Below are 21,664 nucleotides of genomic sequence, written 5' to 3'. Positions count from 1 at the left end.
GAGGGCGGGGATGGGGCTGTCAGGAAGGTTCATGCCTTGGGTGCGGGAAGAAGGCGCTCGCTGCGCGCAGGCAGCATCGCGCCGTTGAAGAGGGCGTCGGCCGAGGGCCGTGTCTTCAGGCCGAAGGTGTCGGCCACCTCGTCGACCTGCTGTTCGAGCGTGAGCTTGCGCATGTCGCCCAGCCCGTGGCCGCGTGTGTCCGCCGCGCCCACGTACTGCGCCGTGAGGCCCCAGCGTTCGAGTTCGACCTTCTCGTCCAGGATCGGTTCGCGCTGGCGCATGGCCGCGATGCTGGGCATCGGGTTGGCAAAGGTCTCGACGATGGCGCGGTTGGTCGCGCGCAAGAAAGCCGCCACCACCTTCGGGTTCTGCGCGATGAGGTTGCTGCTCGCCAGGATCGCGTTGCCGTACAGGTTGACGCCCGCGTCCGCGTACTTGAGCACCGAGAGCTCGTCGGCCTTCATGCGCGCGAAGAGCGAGACGGCCGAGTCGTGGAAGTAGGTGGCGGCATCGACGTCGCCGCGCACCATCACGTTGTCGCGCGCGCTGAAGTCGGTGGTCTGCCACTGGAAGGCGTCGCCGCGCATGCCCTGTTTGCGCGCCACCATCGGCCAGGCGCGGCGCGTGGACTCGACGGCTGCGGCTGCCACCTTCTTGCCCGTGAGGCTCTTGAAGTCGGTCGTCACGCCGCGGTCCTTGCGCCCGATGATCACGAACGGTGCACGGTTGTAGTACTGGTACACGGCCTGCACCACCGGCGTGCCCGGGTTCTGTGCATTGAACTCGACCAGCGAGCTGATGTCGCCCAGGCCCAATTGGTACACGCCGCTCGCGATGCGGGTGATCGACGCGACCGAGCCGGCGCCGGTGTCGATCGTCACGTCCAGCCCCTCGTCGCGGTAGTAGCCCTTGGCCTGCGCCAGGAAGAGGGGCGCGGTCTGGCCGTTGATGCGGAAGTCGAGCGTGAACTTCAGCGGTGTGAGCTTGCCGCCCTGCGCGAACACGGCAGGGGCGGCGAGGGTGGCGGCAGCGGCGGCAAGGAAGGATCGGCGTTGCATGGTGGGGCCTCGGAGTCGGTGGTCTTGACGGATGCCTCCCACCGCGGGCGGGAGGCGCCTCAAGAGCAATTTCCGGGCGGGCGCACGGGGTTGGTGCGTGCGCTGCTGAACGCTTCTACTCTTGTCGGCTGTCTTGCATGAGGCATGCCAGGGTGCGGCGCTTGGGCATGGCGGCATGGGGCTTGGACGCGCGACAAGGGCGCGCCACAATCCGGGCGCGCTAATTGCAAGTCGATCGGCGCAGAGTAGAAGCGTTCAGCCTCGCGCATGCCTTTCATCAGGCATGCCGACGAAGCAGGAAATTGCTCTTTCACGTTCGTCCCCCCACGCAACAACGAAGGAGTTCGCCCATGCTCGTCACCCGACAACCCGTCTTCCGCAAGTTCTGGCATGCCGTCATGCCGCTCACCGAACTGGCCCACGGCCCCAAGCCTTTCCGGCTGCTGGGCGAAGACATCGTTCTCTTTCTAGACGCCGACGGCCAGCCGGCTGCCCTGCGCGACCGCTGCTGCCACCGCACCGCGAAGCTCTCGAAGGGCTGGTGCGTGGATGGCGAAGGCAAGGCCTGCGGGCAGGGCGCGATTCAGTGCGGTTACCACGGCTGGACCTACGACCGCAGCGGCCAGGTGGTGCGCATTCCGCAGTACGAGCCCGACCGCACGATCTCGCCCGAGTACAAGACCACGGCCTACCCCTGCACCGCGCGCTACGGCTACGCCTGGGTGGCGCTGGAAGAACCCATTGCCGACATCCCGGCCATTCCCGAGTTCGACGACCCGGGCTACCGCACCATCTTCCAGTTCTACGAAGAGTGGCAGACCAGCCCGATGCGCGCGCTCGAAAATTCGTTCGACAACTCGCACTTCAGCTTCGTGCACCGCGCCACCTTCGGCGTGGCCGCGAGCCCGAAGCCGAGCAAATACGAACTGGTGGAAAACGAATCGGGCTTCTACGCCGAGACGGTGATCGAAGCGACCAACCCGGTGAAGTTCCACGCCATCAGCGGCGTGACCGACGCGATCACCACGCGCCACATGCGCAATGCCTACTTCCTGCCGTTCGCGCGCCGCCTCGACATCGAGTACCCGAGCGGCATCCGCCACATCATCATCAACTGCTTCACGCCCATCGACGACGGGCGCATGCAGTTGTGCCAGTGGCTGTTCCGCAACGACACCGAGGCCGATTGCGCGGCGCAGATGCTGATCGACTTCGACGAGGAGATCACGCGCGAGGACAAGGACATCCTCGAATCGACCGACCCCGACGCGCTGGTCGACACGCGGCGGCGCGGCGTGGAGTACTCGATGGAGTCCGACCGGCCGGGCATGCTGATCCGCAAGCACCTGATGCAGCTGCTCGCCAGGCACGGCGAGGCGGAGGTGCACCGGGGCATGACGATCCCGATCGCGAAAGCCGCCTGAACGGGCTACCGCTGCGGGCCCGCGTGCGCGTGACCCGCAGCGGTCGGGGCGCTCAGGCCTTCACGAAAGCGCCGTGCAACCCCAGCGGCAGCGCGTAAGGCAGCGTTGCCTGCGCCACCGGCCCGGCGGCCAGGTGGTCGGCGGCGAAGCACGACAGCACCGTGCGCTGCCGGACGAAGTCCAGCGCGGTGCCCAGCACCCAGCCGGGCCTGGCACCGTCGGGCACGAAGACGTGCTCTTCCACGATGGCCTGCGCGCCGTAGCTGAAGCGCTGGCTGCGTCCGCTCTCGATGTCGGTGCGCGCGACGGCGCCGAAGCCGGGCACGTCGGCGCGCGTCTGCGTGGCGTGCACGACCTGGCGGTGGCGCAGGCCGACGCGGCGCGGGTCGATGCGCGGGAACTCAGCCTCCAGCGGCAGTTCGCGTTGCGTGGCCTTGCCAGTGCCCAGGTCGAGCGTGGCGACGGTCAGGCGCGGCTCGTTGCGGCGCACGCGGCGCGCGCGCATCACCTCGCGGTTGCTGGTGAACACCGACTCGGCGTTCTGCGTGCGCACGTAGTCGATGTGGATGCGCGCACCGCGCGGCGTGTCTTCTTCCCACGCATTGCCGACGTGGAACAGGAAGCCGGCCGGCAGCTCGAGCAGCTGGCGCTTGTCCCAGTCCTGCTTGTCCACCACCAGTGCGCGCATGCCGAGTTCGGGCCGCCAGACGTGGGCGTCGAGAAAGCTCGCACCGGCCTCCTTGCGCTTGCTGTCGTACACCAGCGGCGGCATCAGGAACACGAGGTGCCGCGAGGTCACGGCGAAGTCGTGGACCATCGGCAGCTCGGGCACCGGCACCACGGCCGCGCGGCGCAGCGCGCCGCCGGGCGCGATCTCGTACAGCGCCAGCAGGCTCTGGCCCGAGCTCACGCCGAAGTTCCACACCGTGCCGTCCGGGTCGACCTTGGGGTGGGCCGAGAAGGGCATGCCCGCGAGGTCGGCGCGCCAGGTCTTCACGCCCAGCGTGTCGAGGGTGCGCGCATCGATGCGCGTGGCCGAGCCGCCTTCCCACAGCGCCAGCACCTCGCCCTGCATCGGCAGCACGCTGGTGTTGGCGACGTTGATGGCGTCGGCCGAGGTGGGCGGCTCCACGCCCGGCGGCATGGTGCCGAAGGCTTCGGTGAGGTGGCGGCCGGCCTTCACTTCGGCCACGCGCTTGGGCGTGGCGACGTAGCGGCCCTGGTGGCGCACGTCGGCGCCTTCGATCACGAAGCGATGCACCATGCCGTCGCCGTCGAACCAGTGGTGGTAGCGCTCGCCGCCCAGGTCGTGGCCGGCCGGGCCGATGCGAAACAGCGTGCCGGCGACGGCGTCGGGAAAGCGCCCGCGCACGGTGGCGCGGGTCAGGGGCAGGTCGCCCGGGGGCGTGGCGAAGCCGATCTTCCAGGGCGCGTCGGCGGCTTCGAACTGGGCTTGCCAGTCGTCGGTGGTGCCGGCCGCGCGTGCGAGCGGGGCGAGCAGGGGCAGGGCGCCGGCCGTGGCCAGCAGGCGCAGGAGTTCGCGTCGTTCCATGGCCGTGTCTCCTCAGCGCAGGTGGATGACAGCTTGCGCGTCGGCGTCGATGCGCAGCGCCGCGGCCTCGAAGTCGGGCGCGCCGCGGTTGCCCTTGGCGTCGTTCGAGAAGCCGTAGCGTTCGATCGGCATGCCTACGAGGTTGGTGTCGAGCTTGCCGTTGCCGTTCTCGTCGGCGAACACGCGCAGCGCGTAGCGGCCCGGCGCCAGGTCGGTGAAGACGAAGCGGGCCTTGCCTTCGCGCAGGGGTGCGGTCTGCGAGGCGACGGCCTTGCTCTCGGCGTAGCTGGCGGCGTCGTTGTACAGCGCGACGTAGAGCGTGGCGCCGGCGGCCGGGCCGTCGGCGATGCGCAGGTTCAGGTCGGCGGCCAGGGTGCCGAGCGGGGCGAGCGCGGCAGCGGCGATCAGGCCGCGCGCGGCGGGGCGGGAGAGGAAAGCGGGAAGGTGCATGGCAGGCCTCGTGGTGGGTGGAGGGCCCGACGATCCCGCAGTCGCCGGGCGGTGCCCAGCGTCATGCGACGGAATGCGTGAATGCGCGCGCGAAATGCGCGCAGAAGGAGCGAACGCCGCGGCCCGGGAAGGGCCGCGACCGGCGTCAGGCCTTGTCCTGCCCGTTCTTCGGGGCTTCTACGGCTTCTTCGGTCGCGTGCCCCGTGCCCACATGGCCCGAGTCCGCGAAGAGGCTCCAGGCCGCCATGAACAGCGCCGCGATCACCGGCCCGATCACGAAGCCGTTGATGCCGAAGATCGCCATGCCGCCGATGGTCGACATCAGCACGATGTAGTCGGGCATCTGTGTGTCCTTGCCCACCAGCACGGGGCGCAGGATGTTGTCGACCAGGCCGATCACGAACACGCCGATGAAGATCAGCACGCCGCCCTGCCAGAAGTGCCCGGTGGCCAGGTAGTAGATGGCCACGGGCCCCCAGATCAGCGCCGCGCCCACGGCCGGCAGCAGCGACAGGAAGGCCATCAGCACCGCCCACAGCAGCGCGCCCTGCACGCCCAGGAACCAGAAGGCCAGCCCGCCGATGGTGCCCTGCGCAATGGCCACGGCCACGTTGCCCTTCACGGTGGCGCGGATCACGGTGGTGAACTTGTTCAGCAGGTAGTGCGTGTGCGGCTTGGCCAGCGGCAGCGCGTCGCGCATGGTCTTCGAGAGCGAAGTGCCGTCGCGCACCAGGAAGTACAGCAGGTACAGCATCACGAAGAAGCTCACCACGAAGTCGAAGGTGTTCTGCCCGATGGCCAGCGCCTGGCTGGCGATGAGCTGGCTGGCCTGGCCCGCGATGGCCGAGACGCGCGCCTGCCAGGCCGCCATGTCGCCCAGGTTGAAGCGCTCCACGATGTTCAGCAGCCACTGCGGCGTGGCGTTCAGGATCTGCTGGAAGTAGGCCGCGAAGTTGATCTGGCCCGAGCGGATGCTCTGCGTGATCAGCGCGATCTCCTGCACCAGCGACACGCCCACCATCGCCAGCGGCAGGATCACGATGAAGAGGCAGATCGCCAGCGTGGACATCGCGGCCACGTTGCGCCGGCCGGGCATCTTCTTGAGCAGCCACTTGAACAGCGGCGTGAACAGAATCGCCAGCGCCACCCCCCAGAGCACCGCGCCGAAGAACGGCATCAGCACCCACAGAAAGGCGACGGTGACGGCGGCAAGCAGGGCGAGGAAGACGCCGCGCTGGAGTTGGGGAGAGTTCATAAGTGTCTCGGACTGTAGCCGAGCCGGAACCCGCCGCCGTGTCAGCCGGCGCGCCCTTGTGCGGCGCAGCAGGGTTGCCAAGGAAAAACGCCGCAGGCGCAGGGCCGGCGGCGGGTGTCAGCTATGCAATCGATAGCTGATGGTGGCACAAATGCACAGCTTCAACGCCTGGCGGCGCGCGGCAGCGCCACCGGCGCCAGCGTGGCGCGCAGCCGGCTCGGCGCGTCGGGCTCGGCGGTGGCGTCGACCTCCAGCGCCCGTTCGACATTGCCGATGTGGTCGAGCATGAGCTGGCGCGCCTGCTCGATGTTGCCGGCCTCGAGCGCCGCGACGATCGCGCCGTGCTCCGCGCACGACTGCCCGGCCTCGTGCTTCGATTGGTAGAGCGTGGCCGCCAGCGTGGTGCGGGCCGTGAGGTCGCGCAGCACGTCGACCAGCAGCTGGTGGCCCATCTGCTCGGCCAGGCAGACATGGAAGTCCGCCAGCAGGAAGGCGCGCGTGGCGGCGTCGGCGCCTTCGATGGCGCGCTGCTCGTCGGCGATGTGGTCGCGCAGCTTGCGGATCACCTGGCCCAGGGGCCGGCCTTCGCTCGCGGCCAGGATGCCGGCCTCGACGATGCGGCGTGCCGAGAAAGCGTCGCGCGCTTCCTCGGCCGAGGGCTCCACCACGTACCAGCCGCGGCGCGACTGCACCTCGACGAAACCGCGCGCCTGCAGCTGCATCAGCGCCTCGCGCACCATCGTGCGGCTGACCGAGAAGTTCTCGGCCAGCGCCTGCTCGCCGAGCCGGTCGCCGGGCGCGAGCTTCTGCGCGAGGATGGCCTCGACGACGCGTTCGGCGATGGCGGTGGGACTGACGTCGGCGGGCATTTTTTTCAGTGGGCGGTGGAAGCGGCGGTGCCGGTGTTTACCACGGGCGCCTCGGCCAGCGGCTCGTCGTCGGGCGAATAGGTGCCGTCGAGCACGGCATGGGCACGTTCGCGGTCGATGTCGCCTTCCCACGCGGCGATCGCCACGGTGGCCACGCAGTTGCCGATCAGGTTGCCCAGCGCGCGGGCGATGCCCATGAACCAGTCCACCGACAGCACCAGCACCAGGCCGATGGCGGGAATCGCCGGAATCGCATGCAGCGTGGCGGCCAGCACCACGATGGCCGAGCCCGGCACGCCGTGCGCGCCCTTGGAGGTGACCAGCGCGATCGCCAGGATGGTCAGCAGGTCGGCCATCGAGATCGGCGTGTTGGTGGCCTGCGCAATGAACACGGCCGCCAGCGTGATGTAGATCGAGAACGCGTCGAGGTTGAACGAGTAGCCCGTGGGAATCACCAGGCCCACCGTCGAATCGCGGATGCCCATGCGGCGCAGCTTGGCCATGATCTGCGGCAGCACGCTGTCCGACGAGGTGGTGGCGAACACGATGGCCAGCTCTTCGCGCAGGTAGCGCAGCAGCTTCCAGAGGCTGAAGCCCGACATGCGCATCACCAGCCCGAGCACCACGAACACGAAGACCAGCACCGCACCGTAGAAGAGGGCGACCAGCATGCCCAGCTGCTTGAGCGAGCCGATGCCGTACTTGCCGACCGTGAAGGCAATGGCGCCCAGCACGCCCAGCGGCGCCAGCTTGATGATGATCCCCATGATCTTGAACAGCACCAGCGAGAGTGCATCGACCACGGCCGCCACCGGCGCGCCGCGATCGCCCAGCAGCGACAGCGCGCAGCCGAACAGCACCGCGAACAGCAGCACCTGCAGCACGTCGCCCGTGGCGAAGGCGGCCACCACCGTGGTGGGAATGAGCTTCATCAGGAACTCGACCGTGCCGCCGCTGGTGAGCTTGTCGGCGTTGGAGGCGTAGGCGCTCATGGCGCTGGCGTCCAGCGCCTTGGGGTCGACGTTCATGCCCACGCCCGGCTCGAACACGAAGGCCAGCACCAGGCCCATCGCCAGTGCGATGGTGGTCAGCACCTCGAAGTAGATCAGCGCCTTCACGCCGACCCGGCCCACGCGCTTGAGGTCGCCCGCGCCGGCGATGCCGTGCACCACCACGCAGAACACCAGCACGGGAATGATCATCTTGATCAGCTTGATGAAGCCGTCACCCAGCGGCTTGAGCTTGGCGGCGAACTCGGGCGCAAAGAGGCCGACGAGCACGCCGATCACCAGTGCGATGACCACCTGTCCGAAGAGCGATTTGGCAAAGCGAGGCATGGAAATCTCCTGTCGTTGTCGTGTCGAGGTTTTGCATGCAAGGATCGCTTTTTCTTGCATACAAGAACTGTAGGCAAGAAGATTGCAGGGGGTTCAGAGGGTATTCCCGGGGCGTTCCGGTCGCCGGGGGACCCCCGCTGCGCGCCGGGGCGGTGAGGTCTGTGCGGGGCGGCTACTCGATGAAAAGCAGCGCCGGGCATTCGAGCGAAGCCCGCACGGCCTGCACGAATTCGGCCGCCAGCTGGCCGTCGACCACGCGGTGGTCGAAGGAGGAGGACAGGTTCATCATGCGGCGCGCGACCACCGCGCCGCCCAGCATCACCGGGCGCTGCACGATGCGGTTGACGCCGACGATCGCCACCTCGGGCGCGTTGATGATCGGCGTGGAGGCAATGCCGCCCAGCGCGCCCAGGCTGGTGACGGTGAGGGTCGAGCCGCTGAGCTCGTCGCGCGTGGCCCGGCCCGCGCGCGCGGCGTCGGCCAGGCGGGCGATCTCGGTCGCGCTCGACCAGAGGTCGCGCGCCTCCGCATGGCGCAGCACCGGCACCATGAGGCCGGCCGCGGTCTGGGTCGCGATGCCGACGTGCACCGCGCCGTGGCGCGTGAGCACGCCCGCCTCGTCGTCGAAGCGGGCATTGATCTGCGGGAAGCGCGGCACCGCCAGCACCACCGCGCGCACCAGCAGCGGCAGCAGCGTCAGGTGCGCCCGCTCGCCGCCCCAGCGTTCGTTGATGCGGGCGCGCAGCAGCTCCAGCTCGGTCACGTCGACCTCCTCGACGTAGGTGAAGTGCGGGATGCGGCGCATCGCGTCCTGCATGCGCTGCGCGATGCGGCGGCGCACGCCGGTCACGGGCACGGCCTCCTCGTCGTGGCGCTCAGCGTAGCGCGCGGCATCCGGCGCCGGCGGACCGGGCCGGCGCAGCAGCCAGGTGTCGAGGTCCTCGTGCAGGATGCGGCCGTCCGCGCTGCTGCCCGGCACCTGCCGCAGATCGATCCCGAGGACCGCCGCCCGATGGCGCACCGCGGGCGCGGCGAGCGGCTTGCCGGCCGAGGGGCGCGTGCTTTCGACCGGCGCCGGTGCAGGTGTCGGCACCTGCGCCTGCACTGGAGCGGCCGGCGCCTCCTCCCGCGCCTCACCGCCGTCAGCCACGTCGATCCGGATCAGCTCCGCGCCCACCGCGATCTGCTGCCCCACCTCGCCGCCGAGCGCGACCACCCGGCCCGCGACCGGCGAGGGAATCTCGACGGTGGCCTTGTCGGTCATCACGTCGGCCAGCACCTGGTCTTCGGCCACCGTGTCGCCGGGCTGCACGCGCCACGCCACCAGCTCCACCTCGGCAATGCCTTCGCCGAGGTCCGGCACCTTGATCGTGAGCGTGCCCATTCAGTTCTCCATGGCGCGGCGCAAGGCCGCACCGACGCGCGCGGGGCCCGGGAAGTAGGCCCACTCCTGCGCATGCGGGTAGGGCGTGTCCCAGCCGGCCACGCGCCCGATCGGCGCTTCCAGGTGGTGGAAGCAATGCTCCTGCACCAGCGCCGTCAACTCGGCGCCGAAGCCGCTGGTGCGCGTGGCCTCGTGCACGATCACGCAGCGGCCGGTCTTCTTCACCGAGGCGACCAGCGTCTGCAGGTCCAGCGGCCACAGGCTGCGCAGGTCGATGATCTCGGCATCGATGCCGGTCTCGCGCGCGGCCGCTTCGCAGACGAAGACCATGGTGCCGTAGCTGATCACCGTCAGGTCGGCGCCGGGGCGGAACACCGTGGCCGACTCCAGCGGCACCGTGTAGTAGCCCTCGGGCACCTCGCCCAGCGGATGGGCCGACCAGGGCACCAGCGGCCGGTCGTGGTGGCCGTCGAAGGGGCCGTTGTACAGCCGCTTGGGCTCCAGGAAGATGACCGGGTCGTCGTTCTCGATCGAGGCGATCAAGAGGCCCTTGGCATCGCGCGGATTGGAGGGCATCACTGTGCGCAGCCCGCAGACGTGCGTGAACAGCGCCTCCGGGCTCTGGCTGTGCGTCTGGCCGCCGTAGATGCCGCCGCCGCAGGGCATGCGGATGGTGATCGGCGCGGTGAAATCGCCCGCCGAGCGGTAGCGCAGGCGCGCCGCCTCGGACACGATCTGGTCGTAGGCCGGATAGACGTAGTCGGCGAACTGCACCTCCACCACCGGGCGCAGGCCGTAGGCGCCCATGCCGATGGCCGAGCCGACGATGCCGCCCTCGTTGATCGGCGCATCGAACACGCGCGAGCGGCCGTACTTGGCCTGCAGGCCTTCGGTGCAGCGGAACACGCCGCCGAAGTAGCCCACGTCCTGGCCGTAGACGATCACGTTGTCGTCGCGCTCGAGCATCACGTCCATGGCGGAGCGCAGGGCCTGGATCATCGTCATCGAGGCCATGGCCGTCACCCCTCGGACGCCAGCTGTTCGCGCTGGCGCTTCAGGTGCTCGGGCATGTCCTTGTAGACGTCCTCGAACAGGGCGGCGTCGCCCGCGACATGGCCGTCGGCCATGGAGCCGAAGCGCTCGGCCTCCTTCACCGCGGTGTTCACCTGCGCCTGCATGTCGGCCTGTGTCTGCGCGTGCTCCTGCTGCGACCAGGCACCGATCGCCGTCAGGTGCTGCGCCAGGCGCGCGATCGGATCGCCCAGCGGGAAATGCGCCCAGTCGTCGGCCGGACGGTAGCGCGACGGATCGTCCGAGGTCGAATGCGCGCCGGCGCGGTAGGTGACCCACTCGATCAGCGTCGGCCCCAGGTTGCTGCGGGCGCGCTCGGCCGCCCAGCGCGAGGCCGCCAGCACCGCGAGGAAGTCGTTGCCGTCGACGCGCAGCGAGGCGATGCCGCAGCCCACGCCGCGCGCCGCGAAGGTGGTGGCCTCGCCGCCGGCGATGGCCTGGAAGGTGGAGATCGCCCACTGGTTGTTGACCACGTTGAGGATCACCGGCGCGCGGTAGACGTGCGCGAAGGTCAGCGCCGTGTGGAAGTCGGACTCGGCGGTGGCGCCGTCGCCGATCCAGCCCGAGGCGATGCGCGTGTCGCCCTTGATCGCCGAGGCCATGCCCCAGCCCACTGCCTGGATGAACTGCGTGGCCAGGTTGCCCGAGATCGAGAAGAAGCCGGCCCGCTTCATCGAATAGCACACCGGCAGCTGCCGTCCCTTGAGCGGGTCGCGCTCGTTGGACATCAGCTCGCAGGTCAGCTCCAGCAGCGTCACGTCGTCGCGCGCCAGCAGCAGGCCCTGCTGGCGGTAGGTCGGAAAGCACATGTCGCCCTGCTGCAGCACCAGCGCGTGGCCGGTGGCGATGGCCTCTTCGCCCAGGCACTGCATGTAGAAGGAGATCTTCTTCTGCCGCTGCGCGATCAGCATGCGGGCGTCGAAGGCGCGTGTCTTCATCATCGCGCGCAGGCCGCGGCGCAGCAGCTCGGGGTCGGCCGGCGGCGCCCACGGGCCGACGGCGCGGCCGTCGTCGTCGAGCACGCGCACCAGCGTGTAGGCCAGGTCGCTGGTGTCGGCCGGCGATGCATCGACCGGGGGTTTTCGCACCTCGCCGGCACGCGACAGGTGCAGGTAGGAGAAATCGGTCTCGTGCCCCGGCCGCCCGGTGGGCTCCGGTACATGCAGACGAAGAGATGTGCCTTGGCTCATCGCGTTGTCTCCGCGCTCGATGGCATCGCGCGCCACCACAGCCTAGCGAATTTCGGGCGCGGGCGCAGCCGGTCAAGTGCGTGTTTCGCAGGCGACCGGGGCGCAGGGGCGGGGAGGGGCGCGCGGCCCCCGCCGGCACCCGTGTCTTCCCCCTTGCCTTTCCCGGCGCGCCTCTGCACTGTCCGTCCACCCTGTGGCCCTCGGCGCATGAACAACCTGGAACCTCCACCTCCTCTTTCCGAACCCGGCCGCAGTGCGCCGCGGGCGAAGGCCGCCGATGCGGTCGGGTGGCGCCGCTGGCTGCCGGGACTGCGCACGCTGCGCGGGTACGAACTGGCCTGGCTGCGGCACGACATCGTGGCCGGGCTGGTGCTGACCACGATGCTGGTGCCCGTCGGCATCGCCTACGCGCAGGCGTCGGGCGTCCCCGGCATCCACGGCCTCTACGCGACCATCGTCGCGCTGCTCGCGTACGCCGTGTTCGGCCCCAGCCGGATCCTGGTGCTGGGCCCGGATTCCTCGTTGGCGGCCCTCATCCTGGCCGTCGTCCTTCCGCTGTCGGGCGGCGACCCGCAGCGCGCCATCGCCCTGGCGGGCCTGATGGCGATCGTGTCGGGCACGGTGTGCATCCTCGCGGGCGTCGCGCGCCTGGGCTTCGTCACCGAGCTTCTTTCCAAGCCGATCCGCTACGGCTACATGAGCGGCATTGCGTTGACCGTGCTGATCAGCCAGCTGCCCAGGCTGCTGGGTTTTTCGGTCGAGGGCGACGCACCGCTGGCGACCCTGAAGGCCATCGCCGTGTCGGTGATGGAGGGCAAGACCCACGCGACCACGCTCATGGTCGGCGCGGGCACCCTGGCGGTCATCCTGCTGCTCAAGGGCCGCCGGCGCGTGCCGGGCATCCTGATCGCCGTGGTGGGCGCGACCGTCGTTGTTGGCGTGCTGGGCCTGGCAGCTCGCGAGGGGGTGCCGGTGCTCGGCGCCCTCCCGCAGGGCCTGCCGGCGTTCGGCATTCCGTGGGTCACGGCCGCCGACATCGGCCCCGTGCTGATCGGCGGCTGCGCCGTCGCGCTCGTCTCGTTCGCCGACACCAGCGTGCTCTCCCGTGTCTATGCGGCGCGCACCCGCACCCACGTCGACCCGAACCAGGAGATGGTGGCGCTGGGCGCCGCCAACCTGGCGGCCGGATTTTTCCAGGGCTTTGCCGTCAGCAGCAGTTCGTCGCGCACCCCCGTGGCCGAGGCCGCGGGCGCCAGGACCCAGCTGACCGGCGTCGTCGGCGCGCTGGCCGTTGCCCTGCTGCTGGTGGCGGCGCCGGACCTGCTGAAGAACCTGCCCACCAGCGCACTGGCCGCGGTCGTGATCGCATCGGCCATCGGCCTGATCGAGATTGCCGACCTGCGGCGGATCTACCGCATCCAGCGTTGGGAGTTCTGGTTGTCGATCGCCTGCACGGTCGGCGTGGTCGTGCTGGGCGCCGTCGAGGGCATCGGCCTGGCCATCGTGATCGCGGTCATCGAATTCCTGTGGGATGCCTGGCGCCCCTATTCCGCGGTGCTGGGGCGTGCCGACGGCGTCAAGGGCTACCACGACATCACGCGCTATCCCGACGCGCGCCTCATTCCCGGCCTGGTCCTGTTTCGCTGGGATGCGCCGCTGTTCTTCGCCAATGCCGAGCTGTTCCGCGACCGGGTGGGCGAGGCCATGGCGTCGTCGCCCGCGCCGGTGCGCTGGCTGGTCGTCGCGGCGGAGCCCGTCACCAGCGTGGATGTGACCTCCGCCGACATGCTGGCCGAGCTGGTCGACAGCTTGCGCGACGCCGGCATCCAGTTGTGCTTTGCCGAGATGAAGGACCCCGTCAAGGACAAGCTGAAGCGCTTTGGGCTCTTCGCGCGGCTGGGCGAAGCCGCGTTCTTTCCGACCGTCGGTGCCGCCGTCAGCGGGTACCTCAAGACCCATCCGGTGGAGTGGGTCGACTGGGAAGACGAGGGGCGCTGAGCCCTGGCGGCCCGCGGCATGCGCCTCCCATGGATGGGGGAGGCGACGTTTCGGGGCGGCTCCTAGCATCCGCGCACCCACAACGAGGAGCCTCCCGATGAAGATCGCCTTTACTTCCTGCTTCAGCGCCCAGACCTTCAAAGAACAACCTGTCTGGACCCAGGTGGGCGCGTCTGGCGCCACGCACCTGGTGCTGCTGGGTGACTCGGCCTACTACGACGCGGACGGCTCCAGCATGGGCGCCATCAAGGCCATGGGCGCGAACGACTTCGCGATCCACGCCTTCGGCCGGCTGCGCGACCAGCTGAACCAGAAGGAGTTCGCCAAGCTGGTGCGCAAGACCGACCTGCAGATCCATCCGATCTGGGACGACCACGACTTTCTGTGGAACGGCGCCTGCGGTGCGCAGATCGAGGGACAGCCTTCCTACCGGCACCTGCTGGACCCGACCCGCGCGGCGTTCCAGGAATACCGCAAGGCGCTGGATTCGAACGATCCGAAGACCTTTCCCAAGGCCGGCGATCCCTGGGCCTCCGGCGTTCCCGAACCCGGTTACCGGCCCCTCATGCTGAGCAATGTCGGCGACGCGGATGGCCCGGTGATGCTGCACCTCACCGACGGCCGCAGCTACAAGACCAAGGGCGGAGAGGACGCCGTACTCGGCAAGAAGCAGATGAACAAGCTGAAGAAGGCCATCGAAGACTCGGACGAGAAGACCGTGCACCTGATCGCCAGCGGTCTCACCTTCGAAGCCCGTCACGGCGAGACCTGGATGGATTGCGCGGCCGAGCACGCCGCGATCCTCAAGCTCGCGGAGAAGCGCCGCATCCTCATCCTCAGCGGCGACGTGCATGAGAACCGCTTCGCCGTGCCGTGGCCGGCCGGCCCCTGGAGCCTGTTCGAGGCCACGTCCTCCGGCGCCGCGCTGCGCACGGCCGTCACCGTCGGCGCGCTGCAATGCAACTGGGGGCTGGTCGACATCACGAAGGATCAGGTGAAGATCGAGCTGTCGCAGCTGAACATGGACACGCGCCGCCGCGTCATCGACCGCAAGAAGTGGAAGATGCTGTAGGCGTGGCGGTGAGTGGGTTCACGGGCCGCTCCTGCGGCTTGCGAAGCAGGATCACGAGGCCGGAGATCAGGAAGTACACGGCGCCCACCGTCGCATAGCCCGCGAGCGTCTGCAGGACCGGGGCATCGGTGCCTTGCCGTGCGACGAAGAGGCCGCCGGCCAGCGCAGACTGCGCGCCGCTCAGCATCATCACCCACTGCCCCCGATGGCTCTTTCGGCGGCGAACGGCCGTCGCCAGCTGCAGAAGGCCCGACACGATGGCCCAGGCGCCGAAGATGGCCAGGCCGATCTGGAGCCCGAGCACCAGCGAGGCCACCACGGCCACGGTGACCAGCGCGCTGATCCAGGTGTTCAGCATCTGGCTGGGGTTGGCCCGGGGGCCGCCCGTCATCCGGGCGTCCACCAGGTTCGCCAGCGCGTCCCACGCCGGATAGACGACCAGCAGGATCGCCGTCAGCACCGGCGACTGCCCGGCGACAGTGAAGGCCAGCGCAACCCACACGAAGGAAAAGGCCGCACGGGTGAAGTAGAGCTTGCGCAGCCAGGCGGCCGGCTGCAAAGGGGGTTGGATGATGTCGGGCATGGAAGGGGTGTAGGTAGGAGGAGAGGGCGCGCCTCGCACGAGGCGGGTGCCACGATTCTTCTGCGTTCCCCCGGACCACGGTATCGGTCGAATGACCGACACGCGCCGAACCGGCGGCTGTGCGATGCTGTGCGCTCGCCCCCGCGATCCCATGCCCGACGACACCACCCTCACCGCTTTCGACGCGGCCCGCGCGCTCGCCTTCATCGGCGACCTGAGCATGGGCCAGCCCATCGACCATTCGCTGCGCACCGCCTGGCTGGCCGGCATGATCGCGACGCAGGCCGGCTGCCACGCGGCGCAGGTCGAGGTCGCGCAACACGTGGCGCTGCTGCGCTGGTCGGGCTGCACGGCGAACGCGCAGGAGTTCGCGGACTTCCTGGAAGACGATGTGCTGGGTCGGCGAGCCCTTCTGGCCTCCGCACAACCGCGCCTGCGCCAGCCCCACCAGGCGTCCATCCCCGGGGCCGTCGTGGCGATGGCCCAGATCCACTGCGAGATTGCCGGCGACATCGCGAACATGCTCGGCCTGGGGCCCGAGGCCGAAGCCGCACTGCGCGCCGTCTTCGAGGCCTACGACGGCAGCGGCGTCCCTGGCCTGCGGCAGGGCGACGGCGTGCCACTGGCGACCTACGTCGTGGCCCTGGCGAGCGATCTGGAAATCTTCAGCCGCCTCTATGGGCTCGACGAAGCCCTCACGCTCGCGCGGGGGCGCGCCGACAGCCTTTACCCGGGCTTCCTGGTCGACGCCTGTGCACCGCACGCTGCGGCGTGGATGGCGCGGCTCGATGCGTCGCCCGCGCCGTGGACCGATGCCGCCGATCCGCCGGTGTCGATGCGCCGGCGTGTCGGGCTGGAACTTGTCGGCGACGTGAGCGACCTCAAGCTGCCGTGGATGACGGGCTACTCGCGGCGCGTGGCCCGCCTGGCGCGCGACTGCGGCGCCCGGCTGGGCATGAGCGAAGCGATGTGCCATCGCATCCACCGGGCCGGCCTGATCCACGGCATCGGGCGGGCCGCGGTGCCCAACGCCATCTGGAATGCGCCCGAGCCGCTGCCGGCCGCGTCGATGGAGCGCCTGCGGCTCGTGCCGTACTGGACGTCCCGCGCGGCGGGGCAGATCGACGGTCTCGCGGCAGAAGCGGAGATCGCCTCGTTCGCCTTCGAGCGGCGCGATGGCTCCGGCTACTTCCGTGGCCGCTCCGGCGCGTCGATGCCGCTCGAAGGGCAGGTCGTCGCGGCGGCCGAGCAGTGGGTGTCGCACCGCACCCGCCGCCCGTGGCGACCCGAACTGACCGACGCCCAGGCGCGCGATCGCATGCAGGCGGACGCCGAGGCCGGCCGCTTCGACGCGGAGGTCGTCGGTGCGCTGCTCGCTTGTGCGCTCTCGGGCGCGCCTGTGAAGCCGGCGGCCCCCGCGCAGGACGACGCGTCACTGTCCCAGCGCGAGCTGGACGTCCTGCGTTGCATCAGCCAGGGCGACAACACGAAGCAGGTCGCGCGTGCGCTGGGCATCAGCGCGAGCACGGTGCGCACGCACGTCGAACGCGTGTTCCGCAAGCTCGGTTGCTCGACCCGCGCGGCCGCCACGCTGAAGGCCTCTGCCAGAGGCCTGCTGTAGCGGGCCGCGCCGGCCGCTCTATCGACTAAGCGGCCACAGGCTCCGGCCGGACCGCCCGCGCAGGCGCCGCGCTGTCGAGCTGCCCGCGCAGCATCTCCCACCGCACGCGCGCCGACACGATGCTTTCTTCCTTCACGTGCCCGAAGCCGCGGATCTGCTCCGGCAGGCGCGCCAGCGACAGCGCGGTGTCGAAGTCGATGCGCTCGAAGCGCGCGAGCAGGTCTTCGACCATCGCGCGGTAGTCGGCAACCAGCTGGCGCTCCATGCGGCGCTCGGCTGTGCGGCCGAACGGATCGAGCGCCGTGCCGCGCAGGCCGCGCAGCTTGGCGAGCACGCGGAAGGCGCCGAGCATCCACGGACCGAAGCTGGTCTTCAGCGCGCGGCCTTCGGCATCGCGCCGGCCCAGCACCGGCGGTGCCAGGTGAAAGCGCAGCACCGGCTTGCCTTCGAACTGCTCGCCGAGCTTCTCCATGAAGCGCGGGTCGGCGTACAGGCGCGCCACCTCGTACTCGTCCTTGTAGGCCATGAGCTTGAACAGGCCCGAAGCCACGGCCTTGGCGAGCACCGTGCTGCCGCGCGTGCGTTGCTCGGCGTCGCGCACGCGTTCGACGAGGTCCGCATAGCTGCGTGCATAGGCCGCGTTCTGGTACGCCGTGAGGAACGCGGTGCGGTCGGCCAGCAGTGCCTCGAAGCTCTGGGGCTTCTGGAGCGACACCACCTGCGTCGGCGCCGCTTGGCGCGTGACGGCCGCGAGGTCGAGCGCCGCCTTGCGGCCCCAGCGGAACGCGGCCTGGTTGGCCTTCACGGCCACGCCGTTGATCTCGATGGCCTTGTCGAGCGCCTGCGCCGACAGCGGCACGAACCCCTTCTGGAACGCGAAGCCCAGCAGGAACAGGTTGGCGGCGATGGCGTCGCCCATGAGGCGCGTGGCCAGCTGCGTGGCGTCGATGAAGTCGGCGCGGCCTTCCACCGATTCCTCGATGAGCGCGCGCACCTGCGCGGCCGGGAACTGCCAGTCGGGCTGCTGCGCGAAGTGCCCCGTCGGCTGCTCGAAGGTGTTGACCAGCGCGTAGGTGCGGCCCGGCCGCATGCGCGCGATGGCGTCGGGCGCGCCGGCCGTGAGCATGTCGCAGCCCAGGATCAGGTCGGCCTCGCCGGTGGGAATGCGCTGCGCCTTCAGCTGCGCCGCGTCGCGCGCGATGCGCACGTGCGACGTGACCGAGCCGTTCTTCTGCGACATGCCCGTCATGTCGAGCACGCTCACGCCCTTGCCTTCGAGGTGCGCCGCCATGCCGATCAGCGCGCCGATGGTGATCACGCCCGTGCCGCCGATGCCGGTGATGAGGATGTTATGCATGCCTTCGAGCGCGAGCGGCACCGGTGCGGGCAGGGCGGGTTCCTCGGCGGCCTTCACGGCCACGGGGGCGTGCTTGCGCGGCTTGACGCCCTCGACCGTCACGAAGCTCGGGCAGAAGCCCTTGATGCACGACTCGTCGGCGTTGCACGCGCTCTGGTCGACGCTGCGCTTCAGGCCCAGGTCGGTTTGCTTCGGTAGCAGCGCGGTGCAGTTCGATTGCTCACCGCAGTCGCCGCAGCCTTCGCACACGGCGTCGTTGATGAACACGCGCCGCGCGGCGGGCGGGAACTCGCCCTTCTTGCGGCGGCGGCGCTTCTCGGCCGCGCACACCTGGTCGTAGATCAGCACCGACACGCCCTCGAAGCCGCGCAGCTCGCGCTGCACCGCGTCCATGTCGTCGCGGTGGTGCACGCTCAGCGCAAAGAGGCCGTCGCGGTCGGGCGGCAGCAGGCTGCGGTCGGCCCAGCGCGTCGGGTCTTCGGCCACCAGCGCGATGCGCTTCACGCCTTCGGCCGCCACCTGGTGCGCGATGCGCGGCACGGTGATCGGCCCGTCGACCGGCTGGCCGCCCGTCATCGCGACCGCATCGTTGTAGAGAATCTTGTAGGTGATGTTCACACCCGCCGCCACGGCCGCGCGAATCGCCAGCGAACCCGAGTGGTAGTAGGTGCCGTCGCCGAGGTTCGCGAACACATGCTTGCGCTTGGAGAACCACGCCTGCCCCAGCCACGGCGCGCCTTCGCCGCCCATGTGCGTGGTGGTGCGGTTGTGCTCGGGGTAGATGGCGGTGGCCATCACGTGGCAACCGATGCCCGCGAGCGCCAGGCTGCCTTCGGGCACCTTGGTCGAGGTGTTGTGCGGGCAGCCCGCGCAGTACCAGGCCGGCCGCGAGGGCGTGGCCACGGCCTTGCCGAGCACCACGTCTTTCGCGTCGAGGATCGCCAGCCGCATGCGGATGCGGTCGCTGGTGTGAAAGCGCGCCACGCGCCCGGCGATGACGCGCGCGATCTGCGCCACCGAGAAGTCGGCCGTGGCCGGCAGCAGCCACTGACCGCGCGGGTGCGCGCCCCATTCGCCCTGTTCGTCGAACTTGCCGATCACGCGCGGGCGCACGTTCTCGCGCCAGTTGTACAGGTGTTCCTTGAGCTGGTACTCGACGATCTGGCGCTTCTCTTCGACCACCAAAATTTCTTCGAGCCCGTCGGCAAACTCGCGGATCGAATCGGGCTCCAGCGGCCAGGGCATCGACACCTTGAACAGCCGGATACCGATGCGCGCGGCCTCGTCGGCGTCGATGCCCAGTTCTTCCAGCGCTTCGAGCACGTCGCGGTACGACTTGCCCGAGGCCACGATGCCCAGCCGCGCCTGGGGCGAGTCGATGGTCACGCGGTTCAGGCGGTTCTCGCGCGCGTAGGCGATGGCGGCGTAGATCTTGTAGTCCTGCATCAGCGCCTCCTGCTTGCGCGCCTGTACGCCGAGCGTGTCGGTCGAAAGGCGCGCATGCACGCCGCCGGGCGGGAACACGAAGTCCTTCGGCAGGCGCGTGTGCACGTCGAGCGCGCCGGCGGCAATCGAGCCCGACGACTCCACCGTGTCGGCCAGCGCCTTGAAGCCGACCGGCAGGCCGGCAAAGCGCGACATCGCAAAGCCGTGCAGGCCCAGCTCGATGTACTCCTCCACGCTCTGCGGGTAGAGCATGGGGATCATCGAGGCGGCGAACAGGTGGTCGCTCTGGTTGGGCAGGGTGGACGACGACGCGCCGTGGTCGTCGCCCGCCACCAGCAGGATGCCGCCCTTGGGCGACGTGCCCGCGTGGCTCATGTGCTTGAACACGTCGCCGCAGCGGTCCACGCCGGGCGCCTTGCCGTACCACATGGCGAACACGCCGTCGACCGCGCTCTCGCCGGTCAGGTGCACCTGCTGCGTGCCCCATACGGCGGTGGCGGCCAGCTCCTCGTTCACGCCGGGCAAAAATTTGACGGCGTTGGCTTCGAGCTGCGGCTGGGCTTTCCACAGCGCTTCGTCCAGGCCGCCGAGCGGCGAGCCACGGTAGCCCGAGACGAAGCCCGCGGTGTTCAGGCCGGCCTGCTGGTCGCGCCATTTCTGCACGAGCATGAGGCGCACCAGCGCCTGGATGCCGCTCAGGTAGATCCGGCCTTCGGTGGCCGTGTATTTGTCGTCCAGCGCAACGCTGGCGAGTTCGTGGGTTGCCATGAGAAAAAAGACTCCGGGTAGGACTCGTGGAATGCGGGCGTGGCCCCGGTAGAGGGCCGGCCCGCGAAACGCCTCGCCGGGGTTGCCGCCGAGACAGCGACGATTCTTTCGCACCCCGGCCCGAAAGTGCTTCTTCGTTTCGACGGGGAAACCTGCATTCCGGAAGAACCATCGCCACCGCCGTCGATTCGCCGAAAGGCCTTCGGCCACGCGTCCGCAACCGCGCAGGCCCGACAATGTCCGCCCGATCGACCGAGGACCCGATGAGACCCGACCTGGATTCGCTGGCGCTGTTCCTGCGCGCCATTGAGCACGGCAGCCTGTCCAAGGCGGCCGCCGAGAGCCACATGGTGCTGTCGGCCGCGAGCCGGCGCCTGGCCATCCTCGAGAGCCAGCTCGGCGTGGGGCTGCTCAACCGCACCTCGAAGGGCGTGACGCCCACGGGCGCGGGCGAGTCGCTGGCCATGCATGCGCGCCAGATCCTGCGCGACGTGGACCGCATGCGCGCCGACCTGTCGGACTACGCGCAGGGCGCCACCGGCCGCGTGCGGCTGCACGCCAACGCGTCGGCGATGGGCCAGTTTCTGCCCGACGACGTGGCGAGCTTTCGGCTGCGCTACCCCGAGATCCGCGTGAGCGTGGAAGAGCACCGCAGCGTCTACATCGTGCAGGCGATTCGCGACCGCCAGGCCGACGTGGGCGTGATCACCAGCGAGGCGGTCGACCCGGCGCTGCACTTCATTCCGTACCGCACCGACCGGCTCGTGGCCATCGTGCGCCAGAAGCATCCGTGGCGCGGGCGCGAGGTGTCGTTCGAAGAACTGCTCGACTTCGACTTCGTGGGGCTCGAAGACGACTCGGCCATCTCCCGCACCATGGAAGACGCCGCGATGAGCGCGCGCAAGGTGCTGCGCCTGCGTGTGCGCGTGAAGAGCTTCGAGGCCGTGTGCCGGATGATCGAAGCGGGAATGGGCGTGGGCATCCTGCCCGAGGGCGCGGCGGTGACTTACCGCAAGGAGATGAAGCTGCGCTTCATCAACCTCACCGATGCGTGGGCGTCACGCCGGATGTACCTGTGTACGCGGCAGGAGGCGTTGAGTTTTCCGCAGCGTCGGTTGGTGGACCATCTGCTGGCGCGAGGGATGCCCTGAGCTGTTGGATTCCGCCGATCGCTGACCCTAGATTTCCATTGAATACTGACCCACCCGTTTTGTGAGCCTGAAGGCTTC

The 21,664-nt window shown here is 69.6% G+C and carries 16 protein-coding genes; 5 read left to right on the top strand and 11 right to left on the bottom strand.

Annotated features, from left to right (window positions below):
- Positions 1 to 29 precede the first annotated feature (29 nt).
- Entirely contained in the window at positions 30 to 1,058 is a 1,029-nt protein-coding gene (locus AC07Y4_RS28935) for an ABC transporter substrate-binding protein (protein WP_487850369.1), read from the bottom strand.
- A gap of 350 nt (positions 1,059 to 1,408) precedes the next feature.
- On the opposite strand from AC07Y4_RS28935, the gene AC07Y4_RS28930 reads away from it, so the two are divergent.
- Positions 1,409 to 2,482, top strand: a complete 1,074-nt coding sequence (locus AC07Y4_RS28930; RefSeq protein ID WP_487850370.1) for an aromatic ring-hydroxylating dioxygenase subunit alpha — start codon at positions 1,409 to 1,411, stop codon at positions 2,480 to 2,482.
- Positions 2,483 to 2,534: 52 nt separating this feature from the next.
- Here the strand turns inward: AC07Y4_RS28930 and AC07Y4_RS28925 are convergent, their stop codons facing one another.
- The 8 genes from AC07Y4_RS28925 to AC07Y4_RS28890 form a co-directional block, all read right to left on the bottom strand.
- Positions 2,535 to 4,034: a carotenoid oxygenase family protein gene (locus AC07Y4_RS28925; protein WP_487850371.1), complete on the bottom strand. Its 1,500-nt coding sequence runs from the start codon at positions 4,032 to 4,034 to the stop codon at positions 2,535 to 2,537.
- Between the two features lie 12 nt (positions 4,035 to 4,046).
- Positions 4,047 to 4,484 (bottom strand): DUF2141 domain-containing protein, encoded by a 438-nt coding sequence (locus AC07Y4_RS28920; RefSeq protein ID WP_307637256.1) that lies wholly within the window; start codon positions 4,482 to 4,484, stop codon positions 4,047 to 4,049.
- 145 nt (positions 4,485 to 4,629) lie between these two features.
- Positions 4,630 to 5,739 (bottom strand): AI-2E family transporter, encoded by a 1,110-nt coding sequence (locus tag AC07Y4_RS28915; protein ID WP_487850372.1) that lies wholly within the window; start codon positions 5,737 to 5,739, stop codon positions 4,630 to 4,632.
- A gap of 161 nt (positions 5,740 to 5,900) precedes the next feature.
- Positions 5,901 to 6,608, bottom strand: coding sequence for a GntR family transcriptional regulator (locus tag AC07Y4_RS28910; RefSeq protein WP_062472095.1), 708 nt, complete (start codon positions 6,606 to 6,608; stop codon positions 5,901 to 5,903).
- A gap of 5 nt (positions 6,609 to 6,613) precedes the next feature.
- Positions 6,614 to 7,945, bottom strand: coding sequence for a C4-dicarboxylate transporter DctA (locus AC07Y4_RS28905; RefSeq protein ID WP_062472092.1), 1,332 nt, complete (start codon positions 7,943 to 7,945; stop codon positions 6,614 to 6,616).
- A gap of 172 nt (positions 7,946 to 8,117) precedes the next feature.
- On the bottom strand, positions 8,118 to 9,329 hold the full coding sequence (locus AC07Y4_RS28900) for a dihydrolipoamide acetyltransferase family protein (RefSeq protein WP_495275469.1): 1,212 nt from the start codon (positions 9,327 to 9,329) through the stop codon (positions 8,118 to 8,120).
- Positions 9,330 to 10,343 (bottom strand): alpha-ketoacid dehydrogenase subunit beta, encoded by a 1,014-nt coding sequence (locus tag AC07Y4_RS28895; protein WP_062472230.1) that lies wholly within the window; start codon positions 10,341 to 10,343, stop codon positions 9,330 to 9,332.
- Positions 10,344 to 10,348: 5 nt separating this feature from the next.
- The gene (locus tag AC07Y4_RS28890; RefSeq protein ID WP_062472232.1) at positions 10,349 to 11,590 is read right to left on the bottom strand and encodes a 3-methyl-2-oxobutanoate dehydrogenase (2-methylpropanoyl-transferring) subunit alpha; all 1,242 of its coding nucleotides are present in this window, start codon (positions 11,588 to 11,590) and stop codon (positions 10,349 to 10,351) included.
- Positions 11,591 to 11,797: 207 nt separating this feature from the next.
- Between AC07Y4_RS28890 and AC07Y4_RS28885 the strand changes: the two genes are divergently transcribed.
- Positions 11,798 to 13,588 (top strand): SulP family inorganic anion transporter, encoded by a 1,791-nt coding sequence (locus tag AC07Y4_RS28885; protein ID WP_487850374.1) that lies wholly within the window; start codon positions 11,798 to 11,800, stop codon positions 13,586 to 13,588.
- 97 nt (positions 13,589 to 13,685) lie between these two features.
- Positions 13,686 to 14,660: a metallophosphoesterase family protein gene (locus AC07Y4_RS28880; RefSeq protein WP_487850375.1), complete on the top strand. Its 975-nt coding sequence runs from the start codon at positions 13,686 to 13,688 to the stop codon at positions 14,658 to 14,660.
- On the opposite strand, the gene AC07Y4_RS28875 is transcribed toward AC07Y4_RS28880, so the two are convergent.
- Positions 14,629 to 15,243, bottom strand: a complete 615-nt coding sequence (locus tag AC07Y4_RS28875) for a DUF308 domain-containing protein (protein ID WP_487850376.1) — start codon at positions 15,241 to 15,243, stop codon at positions 14,629 to 14,631. The genes AC07Y4_RS28880 and AC07Y4_RS28875 overlap by 32 nt on opposite strands.
- Before the next feature lie 151 nt (positions 15,244 to 15,394).
- On the opposite strand from AC07Y4_RS28875, the gene AC07Y4_RS28870 reads away from it, so the two are divergent.
- Positions 15,395 to 16,864, top strand: coding sequence for an HD domain-containing phosphohydrolase (locus AC07Y4_RS28870; RefSeq protein WP_487850377.1), 1,470 nt, complete (start codon positions 15,395 to 15,397; stop codon positions 16,862 to 16,864).
- A gap of 25 nt (positions 16,865 to 16,889) precedes the next feature.
- Here the strand turns inward: AC07Y4_RS28870 and AC07Y4_RS28865 are convergent, their stop codons facing one another.
- A complete protein-coding gene (locus tag AC07Y4_RS28865) occupies positions 16,890 to 20,435 on the bottom strand; it encodes an indolepyruvate ferredoxin oxidoreductase family protein (RefSeq protein WP_487850378.1) in 3,546 nt (1,181 codons plus the stop codon).
- 236 nt (positions 20,436 to 20,671) lie between these two features.
- On the opposite strand from AC07Y4_RS28865, the gene AC07Y4_RS28860 reads away from it, so the two are divergent.
- Complete coding sequence (locus tag AC07Y4_RS28860; protein WP_235926729.1) at positions 20,672 to 21,586, top strand: LysR family transcriptional regulator; 915 nt, start codon at positions 20,672 to 20,674, stop codon at positions 21,584 to 21,586.
- Positions 21,587 to 21,664: the final 78 nt, after the last annotated feature.

Source organism: Variovorax sp. GW460-12-1-14-LB1 (assembly GCF_059423605.1).
This window is presented reverse-complemented; position numbering and strand designations above follow the sequence as displayed.

Coding starts and splice junctions, on each gene's coding strand:
- AC07Y4_RS28875 (WP_487850376.1), bottom strand. CDS start 15,243: ATGCCCGACATCATCCAACCCCCTTTGCAGCCGGCCGCCTGGCTGCGC.
- AC07Y4_RS28890 (WP_062472232.1), bottom strand. CDS start 11,590: ATGAGCCAAGGCACATCTCTTCGTCTGCATGTACCGGAGCCCACCGGG.
- AC07Y4_RS28935 (WP_487850369.1), bottom strand. CDS start 1,058: ATGCAACGCCGATCCTTCCTTGCCGCCGCTGCCGCCACCCTCGCCGCC.
- AC07Y4_RS28930 (WP_487850370.1), top strand. CDS start 1,409: ATGCTCGTCACCCGACAACCCGTCTTCCGCAAGTTCTGGCATGCCGTC.
- AC07Y4_RS28900 (WP_495275469.1), bottom strand. CDS start 9,329: ATGGGCACGCTCACGATCAAGGTGCCGGACCTCGGCGAAGGCATTGCC.
- AC07Y4_RS28885 (WP_487850374.1), top strand. CDS start 11,798: ATGAACAACCTGGAACCTCCACCTCCTCTTTCCGAACCCGGCCGCAGT.
- AC07Y4_RS28870 (WP_487850377.1), top strand. CDS start 15,395: ATGCCCGACGACACCACCCTCACCGCTTTCGACGCGGCCCGCGCGCTC.
- AC07Y4_RS28910 (WP_062472095.1), bottom strand. CDS start 6,608: ATGCCCGCCGACGTCAGTCCCACCGCCATCGCCGAACGCGTCGTCGAG.
- AC07Y4_RS28880 (WP_487850375.1), top strand. CDS start 13,686: ATGAAGATCGCCTTTACTTCCTGCTTCAGCGCCCAGACCTTCAAAGAA.
- AC07Y4_RS28920 (WP_307637256.1), bottom strand. CDS start 4,484: ATGCACCTTCCCGCTTTCCTCTCCCGCCCCGCCGCGCGCGGCCTGATC.
- AC07Y4_RS28860 (WP_235926729.1), top strand. CDS start 20,672: ATGTCCGCCCGATCGACCGAGGACCCGATGAGACCCGACCTGGATTCG.
- AC07Y4_RS28925 (WP_487850371.1), bottom strand. CDS start 4,034: ATGGAACGACGCGAACTCCTGCGCCTGCTGGCCACGGCCGGCGCCCTG.
- AC07Y4_RS28915 (WP_487850372.1), bottom strand. CDS start 5,739: ATGAACTCTCCCCAACTCCAGCGCGGCGTCTTCCTCGCCCTGCTTGCC.
- AC07Y4_RS28865 (WP_487850378.1), bottom strand. CDS start 20,435: ATGGCAACCCACGAACTCGCCAGCGTTGCGCTGGACGACAAATACACG.
- AC07Y4_RS28895 (WP_062472230.1), bottom strand. CDS start 10,343: ATGGCCTCGATGACGATGATCCAGGCCCTGCGCTCCGCCATGGACGTG.
- AC07Y4_RS28905 (WP_062472092.1), bottom strand. CDS start 7,945: ATGCCTCGCTTTGCCAAATCGCTCTTCGGACAGGTGGTCATCGCACTG.